Source organism: Tolypothrix tenuis PCC 7101 (assembly GCF_963874875.1).
Classification (GTDB): Bacteria; Cyanobacteriota; Cyanobacteriia; order Cyanobacteriales; family Nostocaceae; genus Aulosira; species Aulosira tenue.
Genome location: NZ_CAWNJS010000001.1, coordinates 4,661,407 through 4,684,293 on the forward strand (window position 1 = coordinate 4,661,407; position 22,887 = coordinate 4,684,293).

The window sequence follows — 22,887 nt, forward strand, 5'->3', positions numbered from 1 at the left end:
ATTTATGTGTCACGAATAGCACTGAATTTTTATGGAATCTGCGGTACCTGTGTTTTTGAGGACTGCGTTAACCTTGAGCAGTAGACTCTTCCGGATTATCCTTACCATCTTCACTGTTTTTTAAAAGTAGCTTATTTCTCGTAATAATGACACTCCACTCTTTTACTTGAGCCAAATGTAATGTGTTTATGCGAGTGATAAAATTATCAACTGCTTTGTCCTCACTAACTCGATAAGATTCTGTAACACCAATCTCAAAAGCTATTAACTCAGCTTCCAGAGCTTCTTGAGTGGATTTCCCAATTATCCAATTCTCCTGCCACCGAAATACTGCTAGACCACCAGTAATAGAAGCCAATGTGGGAGGAATTGCTTGTAGTACTTTTGGTGCATTTCCTAATATAAGAACAGGAGTTGCAGCAGCTAAAATTACAGTAGCAGCCTGTGAGCCATACCAGGCATTACGAAACTTCTTCCTACAACTTTTGTAATACTCGATTAAGTCTTTACAATAAGTAATCGCTTTTTCTCTAGAAGGTTTGTGGCTTTCTTCATCAGTTTTCATTGCACTATCCCTTGAAAGCTTAGAGCTATTAAATCAAAGTACAAAATTTATATAGCAACTTTGATCAGATTTTCTGTCACCTCAGAACAGAAGCAGAAAGCAGTTTCGGTCATAAGATGGTTATGCTTCAACAGTGCTGCCTATACATCTGGGTTCTGGCGCTAATTCTGAAGAGAATTTCTCAACTTTCACTGATTGTTTTTACCAATATATTCACTTTCACTCATCTAGCCGTTCCTGATGGGCAAGAAAGACTTTAATTTGGCTCAAACCGTTGCTCTATAAGCGATTTCATTTTATGCGCGCATTAGAGAGGCTGAAATCCTTATAACTTCGTTGTTCAAATTTAATCTTATGTGCGAACTTACACATTAACTCACGAATATTTACTTAATTTTTCCATACGCCCTCATATTGCGATCGCTTTGTCTCCAACAAAATATTAGATCTGATCAATAGTAGGGATATGACTTCGCACAATCATTTACCATTCAACACACTTCCTACTGAGCAAACTTCTGTGGTGCAGTGCTTGTCACCTTTTCAGCGTCGGTTGCTGCAAAAAATATTACAGCAAGATGATTTGCCCCAGAAATACCGCCAGCGTATTCAAATCATGTTACTAGCTGATGAAGGCAAAACACAAAGTCAAATTTGTCAGATCTTAGGCTGTTCTCGTGTAACGATCAGACATTGGATTTTGGTGGCGAAGTCAGGTGAAGCTCACAACTGGAATGCGTCTCCTTTAGGTAGGCCTAAAACTGCTAATGACCAGTACCGTGAGCATTTGAAAGAACTCATCAGCCACAATCCCAAAGAGCTTGGTTATCCATTTCGTCGTTGGACATCTCAATGGTTAAGCAAGCATCTAGCGAAAGAATTAGGCGTGAAGGTGGGAGTTCGCCACATCAATCGGTTACTGAAAGAAATGGGTTTATCTACGCGACAAACCATAGAATCTGTAGATTGTAACCAAAACAGCAACAACTGTCAGCTAGTCATTAGCGATCTACCAGAAGCTTCAGCACCTCATCCCAGTGTGTGGGAATTTCACTCAATACATTGAGATTGCAACTATGGTTAACAATCCATCCAACTCTTTTGTCTCTGGTGACTTAATATGCGATCGCACATTGGCTCATCAGGAGCTTGAAGCTGTCAAAAAGTCGTAGAAAATACCTTAAATCACTTTTAATTACTTGGGTAATTGGGATGAGGTTATGCTGTCATCGATAAATATTTCAGCCAAAGATATTCTTCAGCAAGTCAAGCTTTCCTGCCAAATTCCTGCGATTGTTGAGCAAATTGCTATCCGCAAGCTGATTATTTCTGCTGCTGCGGAGGCGCAAATTGAAGTAGATCCAAAAGAACTGCAACAAGCCGCAAACAATATTCGATTAGTTAGCAAACTCAGAAGTGCTGATCAAACGTGGGCATGGTTACAGAAAAATAGTTTATCTGTTGATGATTTTGAAGAAATGGTTTACACCAATGTCATTTCTGGGAAGTTAGCACAATATTTGTTTGGTGAGCAAGTCGAAGCGTGGTTTTTTGAACATCAACTAGATTATTATCGAGCTGTAATATATGAAATCATCTTGGAAGATGAAGATTTAGCAATGGAACTTTTTGATCAAATACAAGAAGGCCAGATGATCTTCCCTGAAGTTGCACAGAAATATATTCACGAGCAGGAACTTCGCCGCACCGGTGGTTATCGAGGAATTTTAAACAGTAAGGATATGAAACCAGAAATTTCATCTGCTGTTTTTGCTGCTAAACCTCCACAGCTTTTAAAACCAATTGTCACTGCTCAGGGCATACACCTAATTTTAGTTGAGGAGTTAATTCAACCAAAATTAGATGATAAATTACGTTATCAAATTAACTCTGATTTATTTAATATATGGATAAAAGAACAACTAAAAGAGATAGTGATTTTGAAAAATATTGATACAAACTCATGACAATTTGTGGCAGTTTTAGCTTGCTCTGTTTTACTATATAAATTTAGCTTTTTGTCAGCATTTTCAACATAGCGATCAATTTTAAATAATTTTGTAGATGCCCAATAATTTGTGTAACAAGTTAAAAGGGTATACTACCTCTGTGGATAATCGGTATAATACCAAATTTCGCACCAGAACTATGTTCTGGTGCTTTATTTTTGAATTTTATTATATATCGTTATTTTTTCTGTCTAATTAAATAGAGAAAATTTACAGCTAGCTTGTTTTTTAAATTTGATTGTTCAAGTTATCTAAATTAGATTGCTTGATATTTTATGAGAGTTGAAAGTACAGCATTATGTCCAAGTAAACACAAAAACTTTATATCCTTTATCTAAAAAATCTTTTTATAAGCTGATTTTGCAAAGATTGAATATAGCGCAAAATATAAAAGTGACATTTTTATGTCTTGTTAATTTGTAATTAAGCATTGGCATCCAAATTTTCTGCGGATTAAATAGTCAATAAGGGGCAAGAGAATTATCAGGTTGCCTAAGATAAAAACTCTGATTACCCAAGTTTGACAATCATTTAATAATGCAGAGATTGTATGAAAATAAAAAAACGCTTCACCTCAGCGATCGCAGCAGTTTTTCTTGTATCTTTGGGCAGTGTTTCTATTAATGCCATCAGTGCATTTTCGCCACTGCCGCAAACAGCTCAAGCTCAAACTACATATTGTAAAAATCGATCTTTTACTGCTAAAGCTTTGTTCAAAGTAAATGTTCGAGCTGATCGTTCTACATCATCTCCAATAGTAGCAGTGTTAAATCCCGGTACATACCAGTTTTCTACATGGGAAGAAGGACAGTCTATCCCTGATTCATGGACGGGTCAGCCTGACAATAAATGGTATAAGCTTGCAGATGGTAGAGGTTGGGTAGCTAGTGCTGTAATAGCTGGTTATCCTCCACAGGGATGTCCAATTAATGTTTCTGTTTACCAAGATCCACTTAAAGGAAAAGGTACTATTACCCAAAGACCAGGAGGCGCTACTAGCCATACTGGTAGAGCTCAGTATGCAATAGATTTTGGCACTCCTATTGGTACTCCTGTATATGCTATGCGTGCAGGTACAGTAGTCAAACTTGAAGATAGATTTGCAGACACAGGTGGTGGTGAAGCAAATAAGGACAAAGCTAACTTTATTGCTATCGAACATGTCGAGTCTAATGGTTCGCGCGTGCGTTCTGGATATGTACATTTGCAGCGAGGATTTATATCCAAAACTGGTATAAAAATAGGGCAACAAGTTCAAGCAGGACAGCTAATTGGATATAGTGGCAACTCTGGTTGGAGTACAAACCCTCATCTACACGTAGAAGTTCATATTCCCAACGCCAACGGCACTTTTGGACAAACAATTCCATTTTCTATCCAAGGTCGTTATTAACTCATAATCAATCAGGCGATCGCTCTATTATCTTCACATTGCGATCGCCTCTATTCTTACCTATTAATTTTTTCATCAAGATTTCAATATGCGGTTATCTTCCTTAATTCATACCACTATCTTAACTGCTTCGTTATTTACTACATATGTACCTAATCAATCAGCCATTACACTTGCCGGAACACCCAATAGTAGGACTGTAAAGGAGGATGTACCAATTTGCTATATACAAACATCTAATGGCAGAATTATCAATTTAGCTGCTCAATGTGGTTATCTCAGTCCAGATATATGTTTTACTTCATTGGGTAGCCCAGAACGCGATGTAGTGTTGGCAGAGTTTTGTAAGAAAAATGAAAAGTGTTTGCAGCATGATACTTGTAATAATACTCCACCTCCTTTGAACCCAACAGATCCAGAAGAACCTTTAGGTTAATTTACATCATTTGTATTTAAATTTTTTAACTAATTACTTATGTCTAGTTCGATTCAAACTAAACTAAAACAAAAAGAAATTACTTTAGAATCAGCATTGCAATCATTAGTCAATCAGGAGTTAAAAACTGTCAATCTGGAACTACTAGATTCAGAGATTAGCTTGAGATTTTTTCAACAAATCCGCGATCGCACTTCCATGCCACCGATTATTCCCCTGCTACTATGGCGTAATTGTTACTACCTCGGTTCACCAGTACAAGTGACAACTGCACAAATCAAAAACTGGAGCGATCGCCTCAATACAGATATTAAAATTATTCTCATCCATGAAAAAAGCTACCGTGATTGGTTTCGACTACAAAACCTAGATCATAGCCGTATCCAAGGGGAAAATTTTGTCAATCCCTTGACTGGTGAACAAGAACAAGAAGATATTTCCCAAATTACTGAACTTTACCTCTCCCGTACTGACGATCAAATTGAGAGGATTAATACAATTATTTCTTCTGCACTGCGAAATCGTGCCAGTGATATTCATCTAGAACCAATAGCAGATGGATTACGGATTCGTTTTCGTATAGATGGTATTCTCCGCCATGTCACTACCCTTTCATCAGAAATTAGCCGCAAAGTGATTGTCTCTCTCAAAGTCATGTGTAATATGGACATAGCGGAGAGTCGTCGTCCCCAGGATGGGAGAATTGGCGAAAAATATGCCACTCAACAACAACAACAGATGGGCTTAGACTTGCGGGTAAGTACCTTACCTTGTGTCAGTGATAAAAAAGGTGAACCAGCAGAAAAAGTGGTTTTGCGATTACTACGCCAACAAAACTCCTTTCAAACGGTTGAAGACTTAGGTTTTACTGAACGGACTCGTGCTATTTACAAAAACTGGCTAGAACAACCCCAAGGATTGATTATTCTCACTGGCCCTACAGGGTCAGGAAAAACCAGTACACTCTACACCAGTTTACAGGCGATCTCTACAGACTCAGTTAACATTGTCACTGTAGAAGACCCTGTAGAATATGTCCTCCCTGGAATTACCCAAACCCAAGTCAATGAAACCGCAGGTATGACATTTGCAGCTGGCTTAAGGGCTATTCTGCGGCAAGACCCTGATATAGTCATGTTAGGGGAAGTACGCGATCATGAAACCGCAGAAACCGCTATTAGAGCCGCATTGACAGGACACTTAGTGCTGACCACTTTACACACAAATGATGCAGTAGGTGCTATTCCTCGTCTCAAGGATATTGGGCCAGATCCCGGACTTATTAGCGATGCGTTGCTGGGTGTAGTCGCCCAACGTCTCGTGCGTCGTGTCTGTCCCCACTGTGCTGAACCCTACACACCCACAGAATCTGATCTCAAAGTATTGGGTTTAACTAGAGAAGAAGCCAATCCGACTGCATGGCGACGAGGACATGGTTGTGCAAAGTGTTTCCATTCTGGATATTTGGGAAGAGAAGCAGTCATTGAGCTATTGAATGTAGATAGTGTGGTTCGCCAGATTATTTACGAAGGTACAATGACCCAGTTGCATAACTACCTTCACGAAAGCAAATTTGATTCTTTCCGTATGGTTGCTATTGAGAAGGTCACAAAAGGTATCACTACTGTTGAAGAAATATTGCGAGTTTTACCACACAGTGCATTGTCTCGCAAACACTCTTCAGAAAAACGTATGGGACAGATGACTTTATTAAATGCAGGCTAATTGACATATCTCAACTATATTTTGACTAAATATAAATTATTCGTCAGGGCACAACAATGTTGTGCCCTTAAACATCTGTAGCTTTCTGTTTTTAAATTGGTATTAGTGCCAAAATCAACACCAGCAAATATGAAGGTGATATCTAATTTTTAGCGATTTTTTGACAATTTTTTCTCTGTCATACCATTTCACGAAATGCCTGATACAAATGATTAATCTCTAATTCTTTCCCCCTGCACCCTGCCCCCTGCCCCCTGCTGCCTATTTGTATCAATCTTAAAGTGAAACGGTATCAGTCCATAGGAATCCTAGGGACTTTCATAAAACCTCTAGGATATACCCAATAAGACATCAGTACACCAAGATACTGATTAACACAAAAAACTAACGTTGCCAGTGTTTGTCATCACACCTGAAAACTAGCAGTTTTTTATACTTAAATGTAAGTATAAAAAACTTAAAATCTGCTTAAAAATCGAAGGTCATGATGTACAGCAATCTACCTAATCGTCAGAACCTGGTTGATAAATTTTCTATGTATATCAAATTGGAAAGCAATAATGGTCATTTAAATCTGCAATGGCAATCTCAACCTTATTTGAAACGTAATATAGAGTTATATCAAAGCAGACATGAGCAATTTGCTAACCTATTTAATCAAAAAGATTCTACCAGGGAGATAGTACAGTTTTGGATAGATATGGCTTTTAATGATTTACCCCAGCAGCAAGACTGGGAACCTAGCAACAGAGTGGCAAAAGCATGGGAACACCTAAAAATTTACTGTGAAAAAAGTTGCTATGAAGCTACTAAACAGGTTTTAAAAGATACATGGCAAGCTCATATAAATGAATCTTGGGAGGAGTATCTATTTATTTGTAGATGCTTAATTTATTCTGATAATAAATTTCGCCAGATTTTAGAAAAATATAATTCAAGAACTTCATTGTTAGATACTTATATTACCGGAGTATTGATAAAAACCATTAAAGATGAAGCAGGTGTTGCTAAATTTTCTAAATGGCGACTCTTGTACAAAAAAAGTGATAAAGAACTTAAGGAAGCATTGCTTAGAGATGGCAGATATGAACCAGAAATTTCTCAGATGCTGTTTGCGCGGAAATATTTTAAATTAGTTTATCAAATGAATAAGGTGCAGAATCCTACTACTAGGGTTAGTAAGAAATGGCCAGAACCTGATAGCTCAGATTTTGCAGAGGCGGCTCAATACTACAATGCGGAGAAATTACTTGTCTGTGCGCCTCATGAGGTAGCTATTAGTGCTAACACCACAGGTGAACAACTTAAGGCTGGGATGGAAATTTGCATTACTGCTTTACAAAATTATCCCAAATCTATTACACCTCGTTGTTCTTTGGAGGCGCTAAAAGACGCAGGTTGTGAATTTGATGCCTTAGAACTTGGTTTAATAAGTGTTGATAAATTAGAAGATTGTACTCATCAACAAAGCAGCCTAATTAATCAAGCTGAGGCGATTTTACAGCAGCAATTACAGGCTTTAAAACCAGACCAACAAGAAATATTATTACTTTATTATGGTTTGAGAATAAATCAGCAAGAAATAGCAGATAAATTTCATGTTACCCAAGGAGCGATCGCTCACAGGCTGCAAACAATCGAACGCAAATTTATCAAAAGTTTATATAGCTTAAAATCTCCACCAATATGGGTTAGTAAGTATGTAGAGCAATGGTTAGCTACTAATTATAAGGCTCCAATTTATGCAGATTTAATTCAAGCCACTTTAGTAGTGGCTGAGAAAAAACTTGCGCCGCCAGAACGAGAAATATTACAACTGTGCTATGCACATAATTTAGAGCCACAAGTAATTGCCAATCAATTGGGCATCAATCAATCATTAGTACAAGAAATACTTCAGAAAACTCAAGCTAAATTAGAGGCGGCTGTAATTCAAGAAATTGATATCTTGATTAAAAAGTTTTTACAAATTTGGTTAGCTAAAATTTCTCAAACTTCTCCATATCTAGCCAATTTATCATCTGGGGATGCAATCAAAGCAAAAGTTCATCTTATGGCATAAGTAATGTTACATCAAAAGATTTATCCCAGAGAACTAAAATTTTTCATATTAGTTGGTCATCACTTATCACCAAGGCTAGCATTTTATCGCTATCTCGGTTATTTCAGCCGAATTAATGATACATTATTACCACCAATCTACAAGAGGCAAAATCGCCAGAGTAAGCAGCAGGTGGAGTTGATGTCTGATGACCATCATTTAGAAAAAGTCTTTGCTAATCGGTTTCGGTTGAAAATACCACCTCAAGAGCAAAAAACTACTTGGGAACAAGCTCAAATTCATCATCACGGAATTGCACGTCATAACGCTTACATTAACAGCATTTGCTTGCATACCCTCTTGAACTGGCTAACAAAAGTATCTGCACTACAACCATCGATTGTGCCTAGTGAGGCTAGTTTACCCAGTATATGGGAAGTGGTGAATGGCACAGCAATTAGTTTGGGAGATCGGCGCATAGTCATAATTCCCACAGAAACGATGGATTTAGAAGAGTTATGCGTACCTCAAGAGTGGGTAGATATTCCTAACTGGGCTGCTGATTATTACCTCGCAGTCCAGGTAAATTTAGAAGCAGATGAGGATGATTGTTGGATGTGGGTATGCGGGTTTACAACTCACCGCCAGCTCAAAAACTTTGCCGAGTATAAGTCTAGCGATCGCACTTATATATTACCAGCCGAAAATTTAATTAGTAATTTGACGGTAATGCAAGTAACTCTGGGACTGGATATGCGAGATGATGTCCCAGAATTACCAACTTTATCTGAGGTAGAGGCGCAAAACCTATTGGCGCTGTTAGGAGATCCATCTATCTATTCTCCACGTTTGCGAGTTGATATCCCCTTTGTACAATGGGCATCATTGTTAAATAATGAGCAATGGCGACAGCAGTTGTATCATCGCCGCATTGGCCGTTTGCTCCCCAATTATCCCCTAAAAATTAATAATTTGGGCAGATGGTGCCAAAATATTTTTGATAATGGTTGGCAGTCTCTGAACAGGCTGTTAAATTTAGATCCAAGCAACTTAGCTTATACTTTTAGACAATATGAAATTGCTGCTAGCGGTCTAGCTGTTGAGGGTGTCAAACTCATAGATTTAGGAATGCAATTAGGTCATCAATCTGTTGCACTCTTGATTGCTTTCACCCTACAAGCTGATGAACAAGTTGCGATTCGTGTGCAATTGCATCCCACTAAAGGAGAAGTTTACCTCCCACCCAATATCAAGTTAGCTTTAGTTTCTCATTCAGGCACAATTTTGCAAGAATTGGAATCACGAATTCAAGATAATTTTATGCAATTGAAAAGATTTACTTGCCCTTTGGGAATAGGTTTTAAAATTCGGGTGAGTATCAATGATCTGAGCATTACTGAGGAATTTGTATTAGAAACACCGACATCTCAACAACAATGACCAAGTTAGTTATCTTAAACCTGGGAAAAGGTAACTTGCACTCAGGCTTTCCGTTTGTAACTGTACAAATTTTAGAAAAAAGTAAAAATAAATGGAGGCAATATCAAGGTAGTTTACCTGCTGCACCAATTCTCAGCGACTTATATCAGCGTTGGCAATTGCTGTATGAATTAATTTATGAATCTCGTTATCTAATGGCAGGTTTTCGGCAATTTCATGACAGCTATGAAGGTATTAAAATTGATGATGCTGATGTAACTCATGTTTCTGATGTAGACTTTGAGCAAGTTTGTCAAGAAATTGCAAAACAAATTGATATTTGGCTAAATGCTGAGGAATTTCATCACATTGACCGCCAACTACGTAGACAATTAAGTATTGATGACGAAATTCGCTTTGTTGTGCAAACCGCAGACAACTTACTCAAAAAACTGCCTTGGCATACTTGGCATTTTTTTAGTGATTATCCCAAAGCAGAATTTGCTTTTAGTGCTGTTGAATTTGAAACTATAACTAAAAATAATTATTCTTTAAATAAAGTTAAAATATTAGCTATTCTTGGTGATAGTACAGGGATTAATATAAATACTGATAAAAAATTATTAGCTAGTTTACCAAATGCCGAAACTGTATTTTTAGTAGAACCAAAACGTTCAGAAGTTGATCATCTACTTTGGGAACAGCAGGGATGGCATATTTTGTTTTTTGCTGGACATAGCTGTCTTGCATCTCCAAGAGAAACTGGATTAATCAATATAAATCAAACAGAAAGCCTGAATATTAATCAGTTAAGGAATTCCCTAAAAATAGCCATAAAAAATGGGTTACAAATAGCAATTTTTAACTCTTGTCAGGGTTTAGCATTAGCAGAAGCACTACAAGATTTGCATATTCCCCAAATTATTGTGATGCGGGAGAAAATTCCGGATAAAGTAGCACAGGAGTTTTTGAAGCATTTTCTGGTGAACTTTGCTGCGGGTGAATCATTGTATTTAGCAGTGCGTCAAGCCAGAGAGAAGTTGCAAGGTTTAGAAAGTGAATTTCCCTGTGCAAGTTGGTTACCAGTAATTTTTCAAAACCCCGCAGAGTTATCACCAACTTGGGAAGATTTACAAGGTAAAAATCAAGGAGTGAGGAAATTTCAGCCTTTAGCTTGGCATCCCAGTCAACTCAATTTTAAAGGATTGTTGAGTTTGAATTTGCTCCTCACCATTTTGTTGATGGGAATGCGATCGCTTGGTATATTTCAGGGATGGGAACTCAAAGCCTTTGACCATTTGATGCAAATGCGTGCATCAGAATCCCCAGATAGCCGTCTTTTCATCGTGGGTGCAGATGAAAAAGACATTCGTACCTATGGTTATCCTCTACCTGATGCTGTACTAGCTAAAGTTGTAGATAAATTGCAGCAGTATCAACCCGCAGCTATTGGTTTAAATATTGTCCGGGATTTACCTGTACCCAGCAATGATGTAGTGGGACACCAAGCACTAGTTAATCATTGGCAAAAAAATCACGACTTAGTTACCGTCTGTGCATTTAATAATGGTCTTGAGCAAAATATTGCGCCTCCACCCACTACTCCCAAAACCCAAGTCGGCTTTGTTGACTTGTTTAATGATACACAACTCAACAGCCAAGATACCACAGTCCGGCGCTATCTGTTATCCCGCAGTGAAAATCCAATATCTGAAGCTGCTGTTTGCGAGACAAATTATTCCTTGGGTTGGCAATTAGTATATCGTTATCTCAAGTCCCAGCAAATTCCTGTAGAAACCTTAAAAGATAATTGGCAATTTGGCTCAGTTATTACCAAGAGGTTAAAAAGACATAGTGGCGGTTATCAAAACTTAGATGCACGCGGAAATCAACTATTAATCAATTACCGTCACACCCCTGAACCCTCCCAGATTGCTCAACAAGTCACCCTGAGAGATATTCTAAATTTAGATCGCGATCGCTTTAATCCTAACTGGGTAAAAGGTAGAGTGATCCTCATTGGTGTTGTAGCTAATAGCGTTCAAGACTCTCAGTTAACACCTTACGGTGAAATGCGCTCTTTATATATTCATGCACATATAGTCAGTCAAATCCTCAGTAACGTGGAAAATCATCGACCAATGTTATGGTGGTTACCACCTTGGGGTGATGCTTTATGGATATTTTGCTGGCTATTGCTGGGAAATGTTGTTTTACGTCTGCATACTTACCTTCAGCGAGGCTTGGCACTTGGTATATGCAGTGCTATGTTATACGGAAGCTGTTGGATAATCTTCAGTTTCGGCGGATGGATACCATTTATTCCCACCATGATTGCATTAATCGCGCCTTGGGGTGTTATCTGGATAGATCAGGAACTGCATCGCAGCAAACACCATTTGTCCTAGCATTGCAAGCAAACAACAAAGCATGAACAAAGCTCGAATTTTAGTAAGATTCATCTGTACTAGTATTTTGATGCTGACTGTACAAGGACAGTTACAACCCCATGTACAGGCGACTTCACCGCCACCCAAACCACCAGCCACAGGTACGCCTAAAGGAAATTCCACACCAGGAACAACACGTCCAGCCGCCACTTGTAAGCAAACAAATAAACCACTAACAGCACTCAACGCTAATAATGGTAGTGATTTTACTGTATCTGCAAATCCTAGCTTGTGGTTTTACGTGCCTTACAGCCAAGATGAGGTAAAAGAACTAGAATTTTTACTACTTGATGGACAGGAACACACAACACTTTACTATTCCACAATTAAGTTGGCGGCAAAGCCAGGACTCATCAAAATTAGCTTACCTGCAAATTCTCCCAATTCACTGCAACCCTACCAAAATTATCGTTGGTATTTGCTACTCAAGTGTAGCGCTAGTCATAGTGATGAACCAGATGCTGTGGTTGATGGCTGGATACAGCGTCAGCTAGTTGATAGCGAGCGATCGCACAACCTCGAAGTTGGTAAGTCACAAGACCTGAGTTTTTATACTAAAAACAATATTTGGTATGATGCCATCAATCATCTAGCAGAACTACATTTTCAATATCCAGATGATGCTGTCATTCAAGCTGCTTGGTATGACTTACTGAAGCTGTTAGGTAAAGAATGGATAGCACCAGCAGCTTTCATCGGTTCAACAACGGTTGCACAATTCCAATAATTTTGGTGACAGATAAATTCTTTGTAGGGGCACGGCACCAGTCATACCTGTCAACTTAAGCTAAAAGCTATATACGGCGAGTGTTGTACAAAAACCCTCGCCCTCATCCCCTCACCCCTTCTTCCCCTGGAGAAGGGGAATTAAATCTCTTGCTCCCCTCTCCTGCTGGGAGAGGGGCTGGGGGTGAGGGCGAAACCTTGCAACCAAAAGGGTTTCACGTTAAGTTGACACCAATGGGCACCAGTAAGATATTGGATATGCCAAAAGATTGTAGATGCCGTGCCCTCCAGGATAAATTTTGCATCGGTATTATTTTTTCCCCTCATATTTGCTTGAGACTGTTCCCAAATAAATAAGTAGATAATTTTATTTCCCAATAGCTCATCCTGTTTTACGCCTGAAAGTGTAATACCATTTTGGATGGGAAAATCTCTGCTATGTTTAGCTTGTTTTAATTCATTTTTTGCCGTCATTTTTAAAATTGGTGTTATACCAATTCTTGACGATTTAGCAACAAATTCAAAGTCTCAAACCTAGCTAGCTAATGTAGGATTTTCGTGATTACCAATGGTTATTACCTATTTTGTTTTAAAAATGGCGCTGTTTATATAGGTATGAAATTGGGTAAATAATATTTGATCGATAGCAATCCTGAGAATATTTAAATTAAAATAATGACAATTGAAAATCAACAACCCTTAACCAAAACAAAATTACTTTTAATAGCTGGTGGCTCCTTTTTTACAGTTTGTTTAACTGCTTTTGCATTAGTCAATATAGTATTTCCTAGCCTGCATTCACTCAATAACAAATCTAATGATAAAAAACATCCTCATGAAGGATTATTTATTGTAAAACAAGATGGTAAGTACGGCTATATCGATAATAAGGGAAAGGTAATAATTAATCCCCAGTTCAATGAAATTTATTCGGAATTTACAGAGGGATTAGCATCTGTAAAGATTGGTGACAAGTATGGCTACATAGACAAATCTGGAAAAATCGTCATTAATCCTCAGTTTGATTACGCGAGTTCAAAATTTTCAGAAGGATTAGCATTGGTGAAAATGAGTGATAAGTATGGCTATATTGATAAATCGGGGAAGATAGTCATTAATCCTCAGTTTGATGATGCGAGTTCGGAATTTTCCGAAGGATTAGCATCGGTGAAAATGGGTGATAAATATGGCTATATCGATAAATCTGGAAAGATAGTCATTAATCCTCAGTTTGATTACGCGAGATCCAAATTTTCCGAGGGATTAGCATCGGTAAAAATGGGTGATAAATATGGCTATATCGATAAATCGGGGAAAATCGTCATTAATCCTCAGTTTGAGTACACGAGTTCGGAATTTTCCGAGGGATTAGCATTGGTGAAAATTGGTGATAAATATGGCTATATCGATAAATCGGGGAAGATAGTCATTAATCCTCAGTTTGATGATGCGAGTTCGGAATTTTCAGAAGGATTAGCATCGGTGAAAATGGGTGACAAGTATGGCTATATTGATAAATCGGGGAAGATAGTCATTAATCCTCAGTTTGATAGTGCGAGTTCAAAATTTTCAGAAGGATTAGCATCTGTGGGAATTGGCGATAAGTACGGCTATATAGATAAATCTGGAAAGATAGTCATTAATCCTCAGTTTGATTACGCGAGATCCGAATTTTCCGAGGGATTAGCATCTGTAAGAATGGGTAATAAATATGGCTATATCGACAAATCGGGGAAAATAGTCATTAATCCTCAGTTTGATAGTGCGAGTTCGGAATTTTCCGAGGGATTAGCATCTGTAACAATGGGTGATAAATATGGTTATATTGATAAAAACGGTCATTATATTTGGAATCCAACAAATTAGAAATTTATGAGTTTGACTTAATTTTTACATTATTATTTAGGTGGGCTTTTTGTTCACCTAAAATTATTTTTAAGCAAAAAAGCTTTACATCCTCAGACAAGCTCAAGGCTGGATGTTATTTGATAAATCAATTAATTAATTTATCGCCAATTTCCCACCAATATATAAGGTGCCCAAAAATAGGGATTTTGATACTCTGGTTGATTTAAAAGAGCTTTTTGAGCTTGATGCAGTGCTTCGGCTTTAGTCACTTTACCTTGTTTTAACTGATGATAAAATTCTCCCATGAGTTTAGCTGTTGAATCATCGTTAACTTGCCATAAAGTTGATATTGTACTATGCGCTCCTGCTCTCACTGCTAATCCTGCTAATCCTAAAATGGCTCGATTGTCTCCTTCTGCTGTTTGACAAGCACTGAGAATTAGTAATTTAATCGCATTATTTCGCAGTAAATTGTTTAAGTCTTTGGATTTTAGCAGCTGATGATAAGCAAGAATATATGTATCTTCAGGGTCGGAACTAAAGTTACCATGAGTTGCTATATGTAAAACAGAAAATGCACTAGATTTAATTTGCTTAAGTAGATTAATTTTAGTAAATTGGGCATTGAGCATTAGTTTACTAGGTAGTAATTTCTCAATTTGCTGCAATTCATCTATATTCAGGGGATGGAAGTTACGATTTTCCACATTTTCCATTTTCTCACTGATGCCAGCACCTAAAACTTTTATTTTATTAATTGGTAAAGCTTTTAAATCGAATATTTGTAACCCTGGTACTAGAGCAAGTGCATACCGTTTTTGCATCAGGTATTCATTATTTTGACTATCATATAAAATACCCATGGGAATATTTCTGAATTCTCCATCCAAGACAAACACTAATGTTTTAATTTCATGATTGTTGCCAATATATGTTTCTAGAGGTTTAATTAACCAGTTATAAATCTCTTGAGATTGTTCTCTAGCTTTGCTAACATTACGATTTAAGATAGCTTGCCGTAGTTGTTTGATAGTATTTTGGACAGCAGGTCGTTTGATCAATTCAACATGATGTTCTATCTTTTGACCAGGTAATTTAAAAATCACATCTAATTTATCTTGCAAAATAATGGGGTAGATAAACGCAGCCTGATTATCTATATTGTCAATTTCTTGGTCAAGCTTGACTAATTGCGTCAGGTTACAATTTAAAAAATTCTGTAGTTCAGCTAGCTGTAAAGAGTCTATATTCTCAATAGCCGATTTTAAATATGTGGCTGATTGTATAGAATCACCCTGATTTTTTAAAAGTAAATTAACTAATCCTCGATATACAGGCTCTACATGATCTCGATAGGAAAATTGCACATCAGAATTGATGGCTAATAAATCACTACGCACAGATTTGAGGCTGGCTACAGCCATTTTGTAAAATTTAATTGCGTCTGGCTGCTTTTCTTGTAATGCTAACAGTCTTCCTAATTGCCATTCCCATTGATAAGTAATATCTGGTGCTGCAATTGCTTGAGCTAAGATTAAAGCTTCTTGAGTCAGCTTTTGACTTTTAGCTAGATAATGTTGATATAATTCTGGTTTTGATTTTGACTGAGATGTTTGTTGAATTTTGGCAGCGAAATATTCATAAAATCCCCCACGATTGCCAAGAGTATATGATATTGCACGGGGGTCTTGGAGTTTTCTAGCCTGTTGCTCTGATGTTGCTAATAAACTCTCAATCTCTTCCCATAAGGGAGGATTAATTAAGGTATTTTTTTGTTGTAAACAAGCAAGAGTTTTAGCTAAATTAATTTGAGCGTAGACTTCTTGACGACCACCAATAAATTTTGTAGTTTTAATTTTATCTGCTAAAGTTTGGGCATCTACAAACTTTCCAGTCTCAACTAATAGGCTCAAGTAATTAATCTGTGCTTGTACCCCTATAGCTGATGATGGAAATTCCGAAATTGCTTGACTGTATAAAAGTGCAGCACTCTGATAAAAGCCAAGGGATGCTTCTGGTAAGGCGATGGACTCACAACGCCAAGGCATGGCATCATACTCAATTGTACGTTGGCGATCGCGGATCAGATGACCCTGAGCGCGTAGAGTATTTGCTAAACTGAGCAACACAGCGCTTTTAATTTCAGGTTTGGCGCTGAGAGATGGGGATTCTGCAACTAAGGTTAAGCTTGTTTGCAAAACTGCTTGGGACTGTTTCAACTCACCTACAGCACGTAAGACATTCCCCAGACTCAGCAATCCTTTGGCTTTGATAACAACATCAGGTATGTTGTTGAGTGCTGGTGGCAATTCTTGTAATATTTCCCCAGCCTGTTGATAAAGTCCCAAACTTTGCAAAGCTTGAGCTTGATTAATCAAACTACCTAGTCTTCCTGCTTCATCACCTAATTGTTGGTAAATTTGACTGGCTTGTTGCAAGCTTTTCAAAGCTATTTCTGGTTGTCCCCGCAAATACCACAGACGACCTTGAATGTCCAAAGATTGGGCATATACTTTGAGATATTTGGGGTGATTTTGTACTATTTTTAAACTACTTTCAATAGTTTTTTGTGCTTGCTCCCAATCTGCCAATTGCTGATAAGTTAATGACAAGTTACTCAAGGTAGTAGCTTGCTTTAGGACATCGTTACTATCTTGAAATATTAGTAAGGCTTGTTGTAAATACTTGATTGCTTCCTGATATTGTCCTGTATGATAATAGCTTTTACCTTGTTGTAATAATTGTTGCCTATCAAAGCTTTGATGATTTTCTGGTGTCATTGGCATTTGAGAAAACGCTGGAGAAATTAATCTTGTTGTTAACAGAGTGATTATGCTTAAAATTAATAAGCGATTTACACTATATTTGATGTCAATAAAGACACGTAAAATTATCTTCCAGACATACAGAAAATGCTGTAATACCTTCTTGATTAATAGGTAACATTTGTAATTGAGTAATTTGCCACGCTGACTTGCCATAGGTTTAGTTTGCAATGTAGAGATGTTTAATTTTTCTGGCAAGCTGAACGCCTGAAATTAGATGTAGGAATTATATTTGTGGCTACTTGAATTTTCTGCTCTAGATTTACTAAATCTAGTAATTTTTTGGGCTGAGAATTATTTTCTATAGCGACACCATCATCAATCCAATCAGCTATAAAAATATCCACATTCAGTGGTTCATCTGGTTTTGGGGGTGAACCGCCACGTCCAGTTTCAAAAAATTGCACCCGCGCTGTTTGTTCACCACTAGCTTGACAACCTTCAGCAATTTCTACACTGCGGGGTTCTTCTGGTAAATTGGCTAATCCCCGATTAGGGTCAATACCAGAGGTGTTAATTTCAATTACGCCATTCAATTGGGAATTCTGTTGTGAAAAAGCAGTAATGTCACTGACTGGAGTGAGTTGTTCGCGGCGCTCTAAGCCAAATAGCCCAAAAGATGTAATATCAATAAACCCACCCTTACCCTCGAAAGCATTAGCAATAATATCGCTATTTTCTGGGGATACGCCCACAATAAAGCCATTTTCTGCATTAATTTTGATATTACCGCCATTGCCTGGAGCTTGCCCAGTCCCAGCAGTTGTAGATATTAAACTGTTGTGACGCAACAGTAATAAGTCCTGGACTTTTAGAGTAATATTTCCGCCATTAGTGGATGTAGTTTCGGCTGTAATTGCTCCTTGGTTGTCTAATAAAATGGATTTAGCAGCAATTTCTATATTTCCAGCCACTCCCGAACCTTGACTGCTGACTGTAATTGGAGCTTGATTTTGAATAATTAACTGCTGAGTGCGGAGGAATATATTACCCCCATTACCAGTGGAATTAGTATCAGTACTAGCTAATACCCCACTAGCCGCACCTTGATTAGTCAGAGTATCCAGACCAATTGTAGTGATACCCAAAACGCGATCGCTATAACTCGCATCACTACCAGTCAGGTTTATACTGTCTGCAATGTTAAGTGTAATATTCCCAGCATTGCCACTGCTGCGAGTAGCAGTAACAATTTGTCCCCCATTAGTGGCTGCTAAGGTTTGAGCATTAATCACAATACTACCGCCGTTACCTGCATTGGCAGTTAAGGCATTAATTACTCCTCCATCCTGCACCCGCAGATGAGCTGTATTCACTGTGATTTCTCCGCCTTTACCAATACCCAGTGGTTCGGTGTTGCTGTAAAGTCCACTAGAATAGCCATCGCCAGCAAACCCAGCAATAGTAACGCTATCAGCGCCATTAACTAAAATATCCCCCGCATCACCAGTTCCACGGGTGCTGGTTACTACCACAGCACCATTAGTTAAGGATAAGGAATTGGTGTTAACAATTACATTCCCACCATTTCCCTCACCTTTATTTTTCACACTGCTGAAAGCACCACTCGACTGAAAAAATTTAAATCCTGGTCTATCGTTAAAGCGACCTTCACCGTTGAATAAAATATGATCAGCATTAATTATCACATTACCCGCGTTCCCCAGCCCTGCAGTACTGGTAGTGAGTACTGCACCATGATTTAGTTTGACTGTTCTGGCTGTAACATTCACATTACCAGCATTGCCCACGGCAAAACGATCAACACGGCTGTATATACCACTACTAAATGTTGAAGTTAATATTTGATTAAAATCAGCAGTCTCACCATCAAAGGAAGCGGTATCACGGACAAAAATATTCACGTTTCCAGCATCACCCCGTCCCACGGTACTAGCTTCCAAAATCGCCCCATTGGTCAAATTCAGGGAATTGGCTATGATGTTGAGATTACCTCCACGACCTATGCCGCTTTCTGTGACTGAATTGTATGCGCCAGTGTTAATGCCATTAGTGCCCACACCATCAAACAAGATAGTATCGGCAACATTAATATTCACATTACCAACATCCCCTTGCCCATAGGTGCCAGCAAAAATTTGAAAACCTTCAGTGACAGCGAGTGAAGCTGCGGTAAGATTGACGTTACCACCTTTGCCTCTGGCGTTATCTCGCACAGCATTAGAAATAAAGCTACCTGTACCAATGAGGCTAACTGCACCTGTAGCATTAATTTCAATATCTCCAGCTTGACTGTTAACGGTACCTTGACCAGAAGCAATACCGGCTCTGAGGGTACTGACTTTGTCGATTTGCAAAGTCTGAGCATTGATAGTAATGCTACCACCGCCGTTAGCACGAACATTAACTTGGGAAGCATTTGTCAGGGAAACATGGGCACGGACTACATCAGTAGGAAAACTCAAGCTGCCATTTTGATTCAATTCTACTGTCCCTGCTCCTGTCAAGCCGCCTAACTCAACTCGGCCCCCAGGCGCAAGTATGGTTCCGCCATCTAATGTGAGGTTACCACCTACTAAGGCTAAATTTTTACCTGGCAACATTACTAGGCGTGCATCCTTGACAGTGATAGCTCCGGGAATTCCCTCAAATTCCAACCCCAAAGGCACTTTAATCGCCAGTAATGGCGGCGCTTGGGGATTAGTTGCGCTAAATGCACCATTACCAAAAGTGAGGCTACTTGCAGTACTACCAACAAAGGAACCCCGCATATCAAGTTGGGCATTAGCGCCAAAAATGATACCCTTAGGATTGATCAAAAATAAATTGGCATTTCCTAAGACACCCAAAGTTCCCAAAAAGCGTGAAGGATTTTCGCCTGTAACTCGGCTAATGATATTCTCAATTCCCGCCGGATTGCGAAAATAGGCTGTTCGTCCTTCACCAATATTGAATTCCAAAAAACTGTGAAAGAGGTTAGCGCCGCGAATTGCTCCACCATCAATCTCGTCAACTTGGGGATTTACTGGCTTAACCACAGAATTTTCATTTCCCAGAGTGCGATCGGGGATAATTGGGGAAGGAGTTTGAGCTACTACTTGATCTCTAGCAAAAGCTAGTATCTGCAACATACTGGCACTGAGCGCAGCACTCAATATAAAAAAACTGATTACCTTCAATATTTTTGAGACTTCTCCTGAAAAAAATTCGTTAAAGAATTTATCTCCTACTAATGCTTTTTGCTGTAAGAAATAATCATAAAAAATCTGTAAATTTTATCTGTAGCAGTGACCATATATCAGGCATGGGCTGCTTGTAGTGTTTGATTTATCGTTGTGAGAGACAATAAATCTACTACGAAACGCCCTACCTCTTCATACTCTTATTTTGGCAATGGTATTGTATTAATATTTAGATTTAATGACATCTCACTTACATTTCGTTTTTAGTTGAAATGCTGTATTGAGATTTATAAAATGAAAATAAATTACCAAGATAATTGTTTTTTTATTAAAAAATTATAGCTGAGTGTAAGTTTAAATATATGACATCTACCCTAGGATATATAATTAAATTTTATTGGTTTAATTTTTTTATATTAGTTCTACTCTAAATTCTGATTTTGGATAGAGACACAGCTAGATTTTGATGTGGATTTGCCTGAATCAAGACCTATAAAATATCCAAAATTGAATCACTGAAAACTTATTTTAAGTGTTAGTAAGCGTATATTATGATGTTTGTAATCAGTCTCATTAATTACGGCCAAGTATAGTCAATGGTTATACAGTATTTTTTGCTGATAATTTTGGCTAGTGTAAGCGTTAGAAATACCAAAAAACTAGCATTTATATTGAATTATAATCAACTGGTGTTCCTTGAATGCTCGCAAAATTTGGCTTAATTGCTACTTTAGCAAGTAAATTTTGTATTTGGCAAAAACTTCTGGTACACAACCTATGGAATTGAAACAAAATAGAATAAAGAGAAAAAGAGGAGTAGTATTAACTCCCAAGGGACTCAAGCAATTACAAGAAGCAATTATTTCTAGCGAGATAGTAGAAAATCAAGGAGATCGCTTTACTCTAGAGAAACTATCACAACGTACCAATATTTCCCCTAAAACTATTAGCCGTTTGTGGTCTTTAAGTAAAGGTGTAGATCAAAAAACTTTAAAATTATGTTTTAATGCCTTTGACTTAGAACTCCAAGATGAATATTATAGCTTTGTACAAGATGAGGAGGAAAATCAAGCAGAAATATCAGAACTTTTATTAGAGAGTTCTCAGATAAAAGAACAATATTATTGGCCCTATCCAGATAGACCAGTACCGCTAGATTCTCCTTTATATATTGAACGCCCACCGATAGAAGAACAAGTATATCGAGAAGTTACTCAAAGTGGTTGTGTAATTCGGATTCGTTCGCCTAGACAGATGGGGAAAACCTCTTTGGTAATGCGTCTTTGCGCCTTTGCTCAAAAGCAAGGATACCATACGCTTAATATCAATTGTGAGCAACTGGATGAGCGATGTTTAACTGACTTAAATAGGTTGTTGCGTTGTTTGTGTCTGCAAATCGCTACACAATTAGGCGCAGATACCAACCTTGATGACAAATGGGATGATGAGATTGGTTGTAAATTAAGTTGTAGTTTATATATACAAAATTTCTTATTAAAACAGAGTGAAAACCCCATAGTTTTGGTGTTGAGTGAGGTTGACCGCTTTTTTGAGTATCCTCAACTAGGTCGGGAGTTTTTTGCTTTATTGCGTTCTTGGTGCGATGAAGCCAGACAAAATAACCATTGGCGAAAATTAAGATTAGTGGTAGTTTACTCGACAGAACAGTATATTTCTTTAGATATTAACCATTCTCCCTTCAATATTGGACTACCAATTCGTTTGAGGGAATTTACTGTGCAGCAGGTAGAAGAATTAGTGAGGCGATACGGTATAGAATTGACCAGCAAAGAACTCAAGCAGTTGATGTCTTTGGTAGGAGGTCATCCAGGACTGCTACAACTAGCTTTGTTTAATCTTGTTTCTGGAAGTATGACTTTAAAAGAGTTAATAGCTGAAGCGATCGCCAATGGTGGGATTTACCGTTATCATTTATGGCAACATTGGGTAAATCTGCAAGCCAATCCTGGTTTGATTCAGATGTATGCTGAGTTAGTTACAGCCAAGCAAGGTATGATTCTTGACCCTGTATGTGCCTACAAACTCGAAAGTTTAGGATTAATTGACTTTGAAGGCGATCGCATTGTACCGCGTTGTGAACTCTACCGCAATTATTTTGCCAAGCAGTTAGCGACAACTGCGTAAATAAATTTCATTGGAAGTCGGCGGTAAACTCTATCCCCTTGTGGGTGGAGAGGGATAGCCGCCCGCCGACTTGGGGCATAGGGCATAGGGCATTGGGAACTCTTATACCAATTCTCTAAAATCTAGCAACACATTCAAAGCCGGAAACCCAGATACAGTAAG

At 38.1% G+C, this 22,887-nt stretch carries 14 protein-coding genes; 11 read left to right on the forward strand and 3 right to left on the reverse strand.

The genetic code is table 11. From position 1 onward, the window contains the following. Positions 1-67: 67 nt before the first annotated feature. Positions 68-565, reverse strand: a complete 498-nt coding sequence (locus AACU25_RS18715; RefSeq protein ID WP_096578139.1) for a DUF4231 domain-containing protein — start codon at positions 563-565, stop codon at positions 68-70. A gap of 466 nt (positions 566-1,031) precedes the next feature. Here AACU25_RS18715 and AACU25_RS18720 point away from each other — a divergent pair, with 466 nt between their 5' ends. The 10 genes from AACU25_RS18720 to AACU25_RS18765 all read left to right on the forward strand — a co-directional run bounded on the left by AACU25_RS18720 (position 1,032) and on the right by AACU25_RS18765 (position 14,630). Next, positions 1,032-1,631, forward strand: a complete 600-nt coding sequence (locus AACU25_RS18720; protein WP_096578141.1) for a helix-turn-helix domain-containing protein — start codon at positions 1,032-1,034, stop codon at positions 1,629-1,631. A 133-nt stretch (positions 1,632-1,764) separates the two neighbouring features. Continuing rightward, a complete protein-coding gene (locus AACU25_RS18725) occupies positions 1,765-2,532 on the forward strand; it encodes a peptidylprolyl isomerase (protein WP_321206762.1) in 768 nt (255 codons plus the stop codon). 592 nt (positions 2,533-3,124) lie between these two features. Continuing rightward, a complete protein-coding gene (locus tag AACU25_RS18730; RefSeq protein WP_096578145.1) occupies positions 3,125-3,967 on the forward strand; it encodes a peptidoglycan DD-metalloendopeptidase family protein in 843 nt (280 codons plus the stop codon). Positions 3,968-4,055: 88 nt separating this feature from the next. After that, positions 4,056-4,403 (forward strand): hypothetical protein, encoded by a 348-nt coding sequence (locus tag AACU25_RS18735; RefSeq protein WP_096578147.1) that lies wholly within the window; start codon positions 4,056-4,058, stop codon positions 4,401-4,403. Between the two features lie 39 nt (positions 4,404-4,442). After that, positions 4,443-6,128, forward strand: coding sequence for a GspE/PulE family protein (locus AACU25_RS18740; RefSeq protein ID WP_096578149.1), 1,686 nt, complete (start codon positions 4,443-4,445; stop codon positions 6,126-6,128). A gap of 484 nt (positions 6,129-6,612) precedes the next feature. Beyond that, positions 6,613-8,190 (forward strand): sigma-70 family RNA polymerase sigma factor, encoded by a 1,578-nt coding sequence (locus AACU25_RS18745; RefSeq protein WP_206758948.1) that lies wholly within the window; start codon positions 6,613-6,615, stop codon positions 8,188-8,190. A gap of 3 nt (positions 8,191-8,193) precedes the next feature. Further along, positions 8,194-9,609 (forward strand): DUF1822 family protein, encoded by a 1,416-nt coding sequence (locus AACU25_RS18750; protein WP_096578153.1) that lies wholly within the window; start codon positions 8,194-8,196, stop codon positions 9,607-9,609. Continuing rightward, complete coding sequence (locus tag AACU25_RS18755; RefSeq protein WP_096578155.1) at positions 9,606-11,996, forward strand: CHASE2 domain-containing protein; 2,391 nt, start codon at positions 9,606-9,608, stop codon at positions 11,994-11,996. Before AACU25_RS18750 ends, AACU25_RS18755 begins: the two co-directional genes overlap by 4 nt. A 22-nt stretch (positions 11,997-12,018) precedes the next feature. Further along, the gene (locus tag AACU25_RS18760) at positions 12,019-12,765 is read left to right on the forward strand and encodes a DUF928 domain-containing protein (RefSeq protein ID WP_096578157.1); all 747 of its coding nucleotides are present in this window, start codon (positions 12,019-12,021) and stop codon (positions 12,763-12,765) included. A 674-nt stretch (positions 12,766-13,439) separates the two neighbouring features. Further along, positions 13,440-14,630, forward strand: coding sequence for a WG repeat-containing protein (locus AACU25_RS18765; protein ID WP_096578161.1), 1,191 nt, complete (start codon positions 13,440-13,442; stop codon positions 14,628-14,630). Between the two features lie 140 nt (positions 14,631-14,770). Here the strand turns inward: AACU25_RS18765 and AACU25_RS18770 are convergent, their stop codons facing one another. Further along, on the reverse strand, positions 14,771-17,593 hold the full coding sequence (locus AACU25_RS18770) for a CHAT domain-containing protein (RefSeq protein WP_096578163.1): 2,823 nt from the start codon (positions 17,591-17,593) through the stop codon (positions 14,771-14,773). A gap of 26 nt (positions 17,594-17,619) precedes the next feature. Beyond that, on the reverse strand, positions 17,620-20,529 hold the full coding sequence (locus AACU25_RS18775; RefSeq protein ID WP_096578165.1) for a two-partner secretion domain-containing protein: 2,910 nt from the start codon (positions 20,527-20,529) through the stop codon (positions 17,620-17,622). Between the two features lie 801 nt (positions 20,530-21,330). Here AACU25_RS18775 and AACU25_RS18780 point away from each other — a divergent pair. Continuing rightward, positions 21,331-22,725, forward strand: coding sequence for an AAA-like domain-containing protein (locus AACU25_RS18780; protein WP_321206761.1), 1,395 nt, complete (start codon positions 21,331-21,333; stop codon positions 22,723-22,725). Positions 22,726-22,887: the final 162 nt, after the last annotated feature.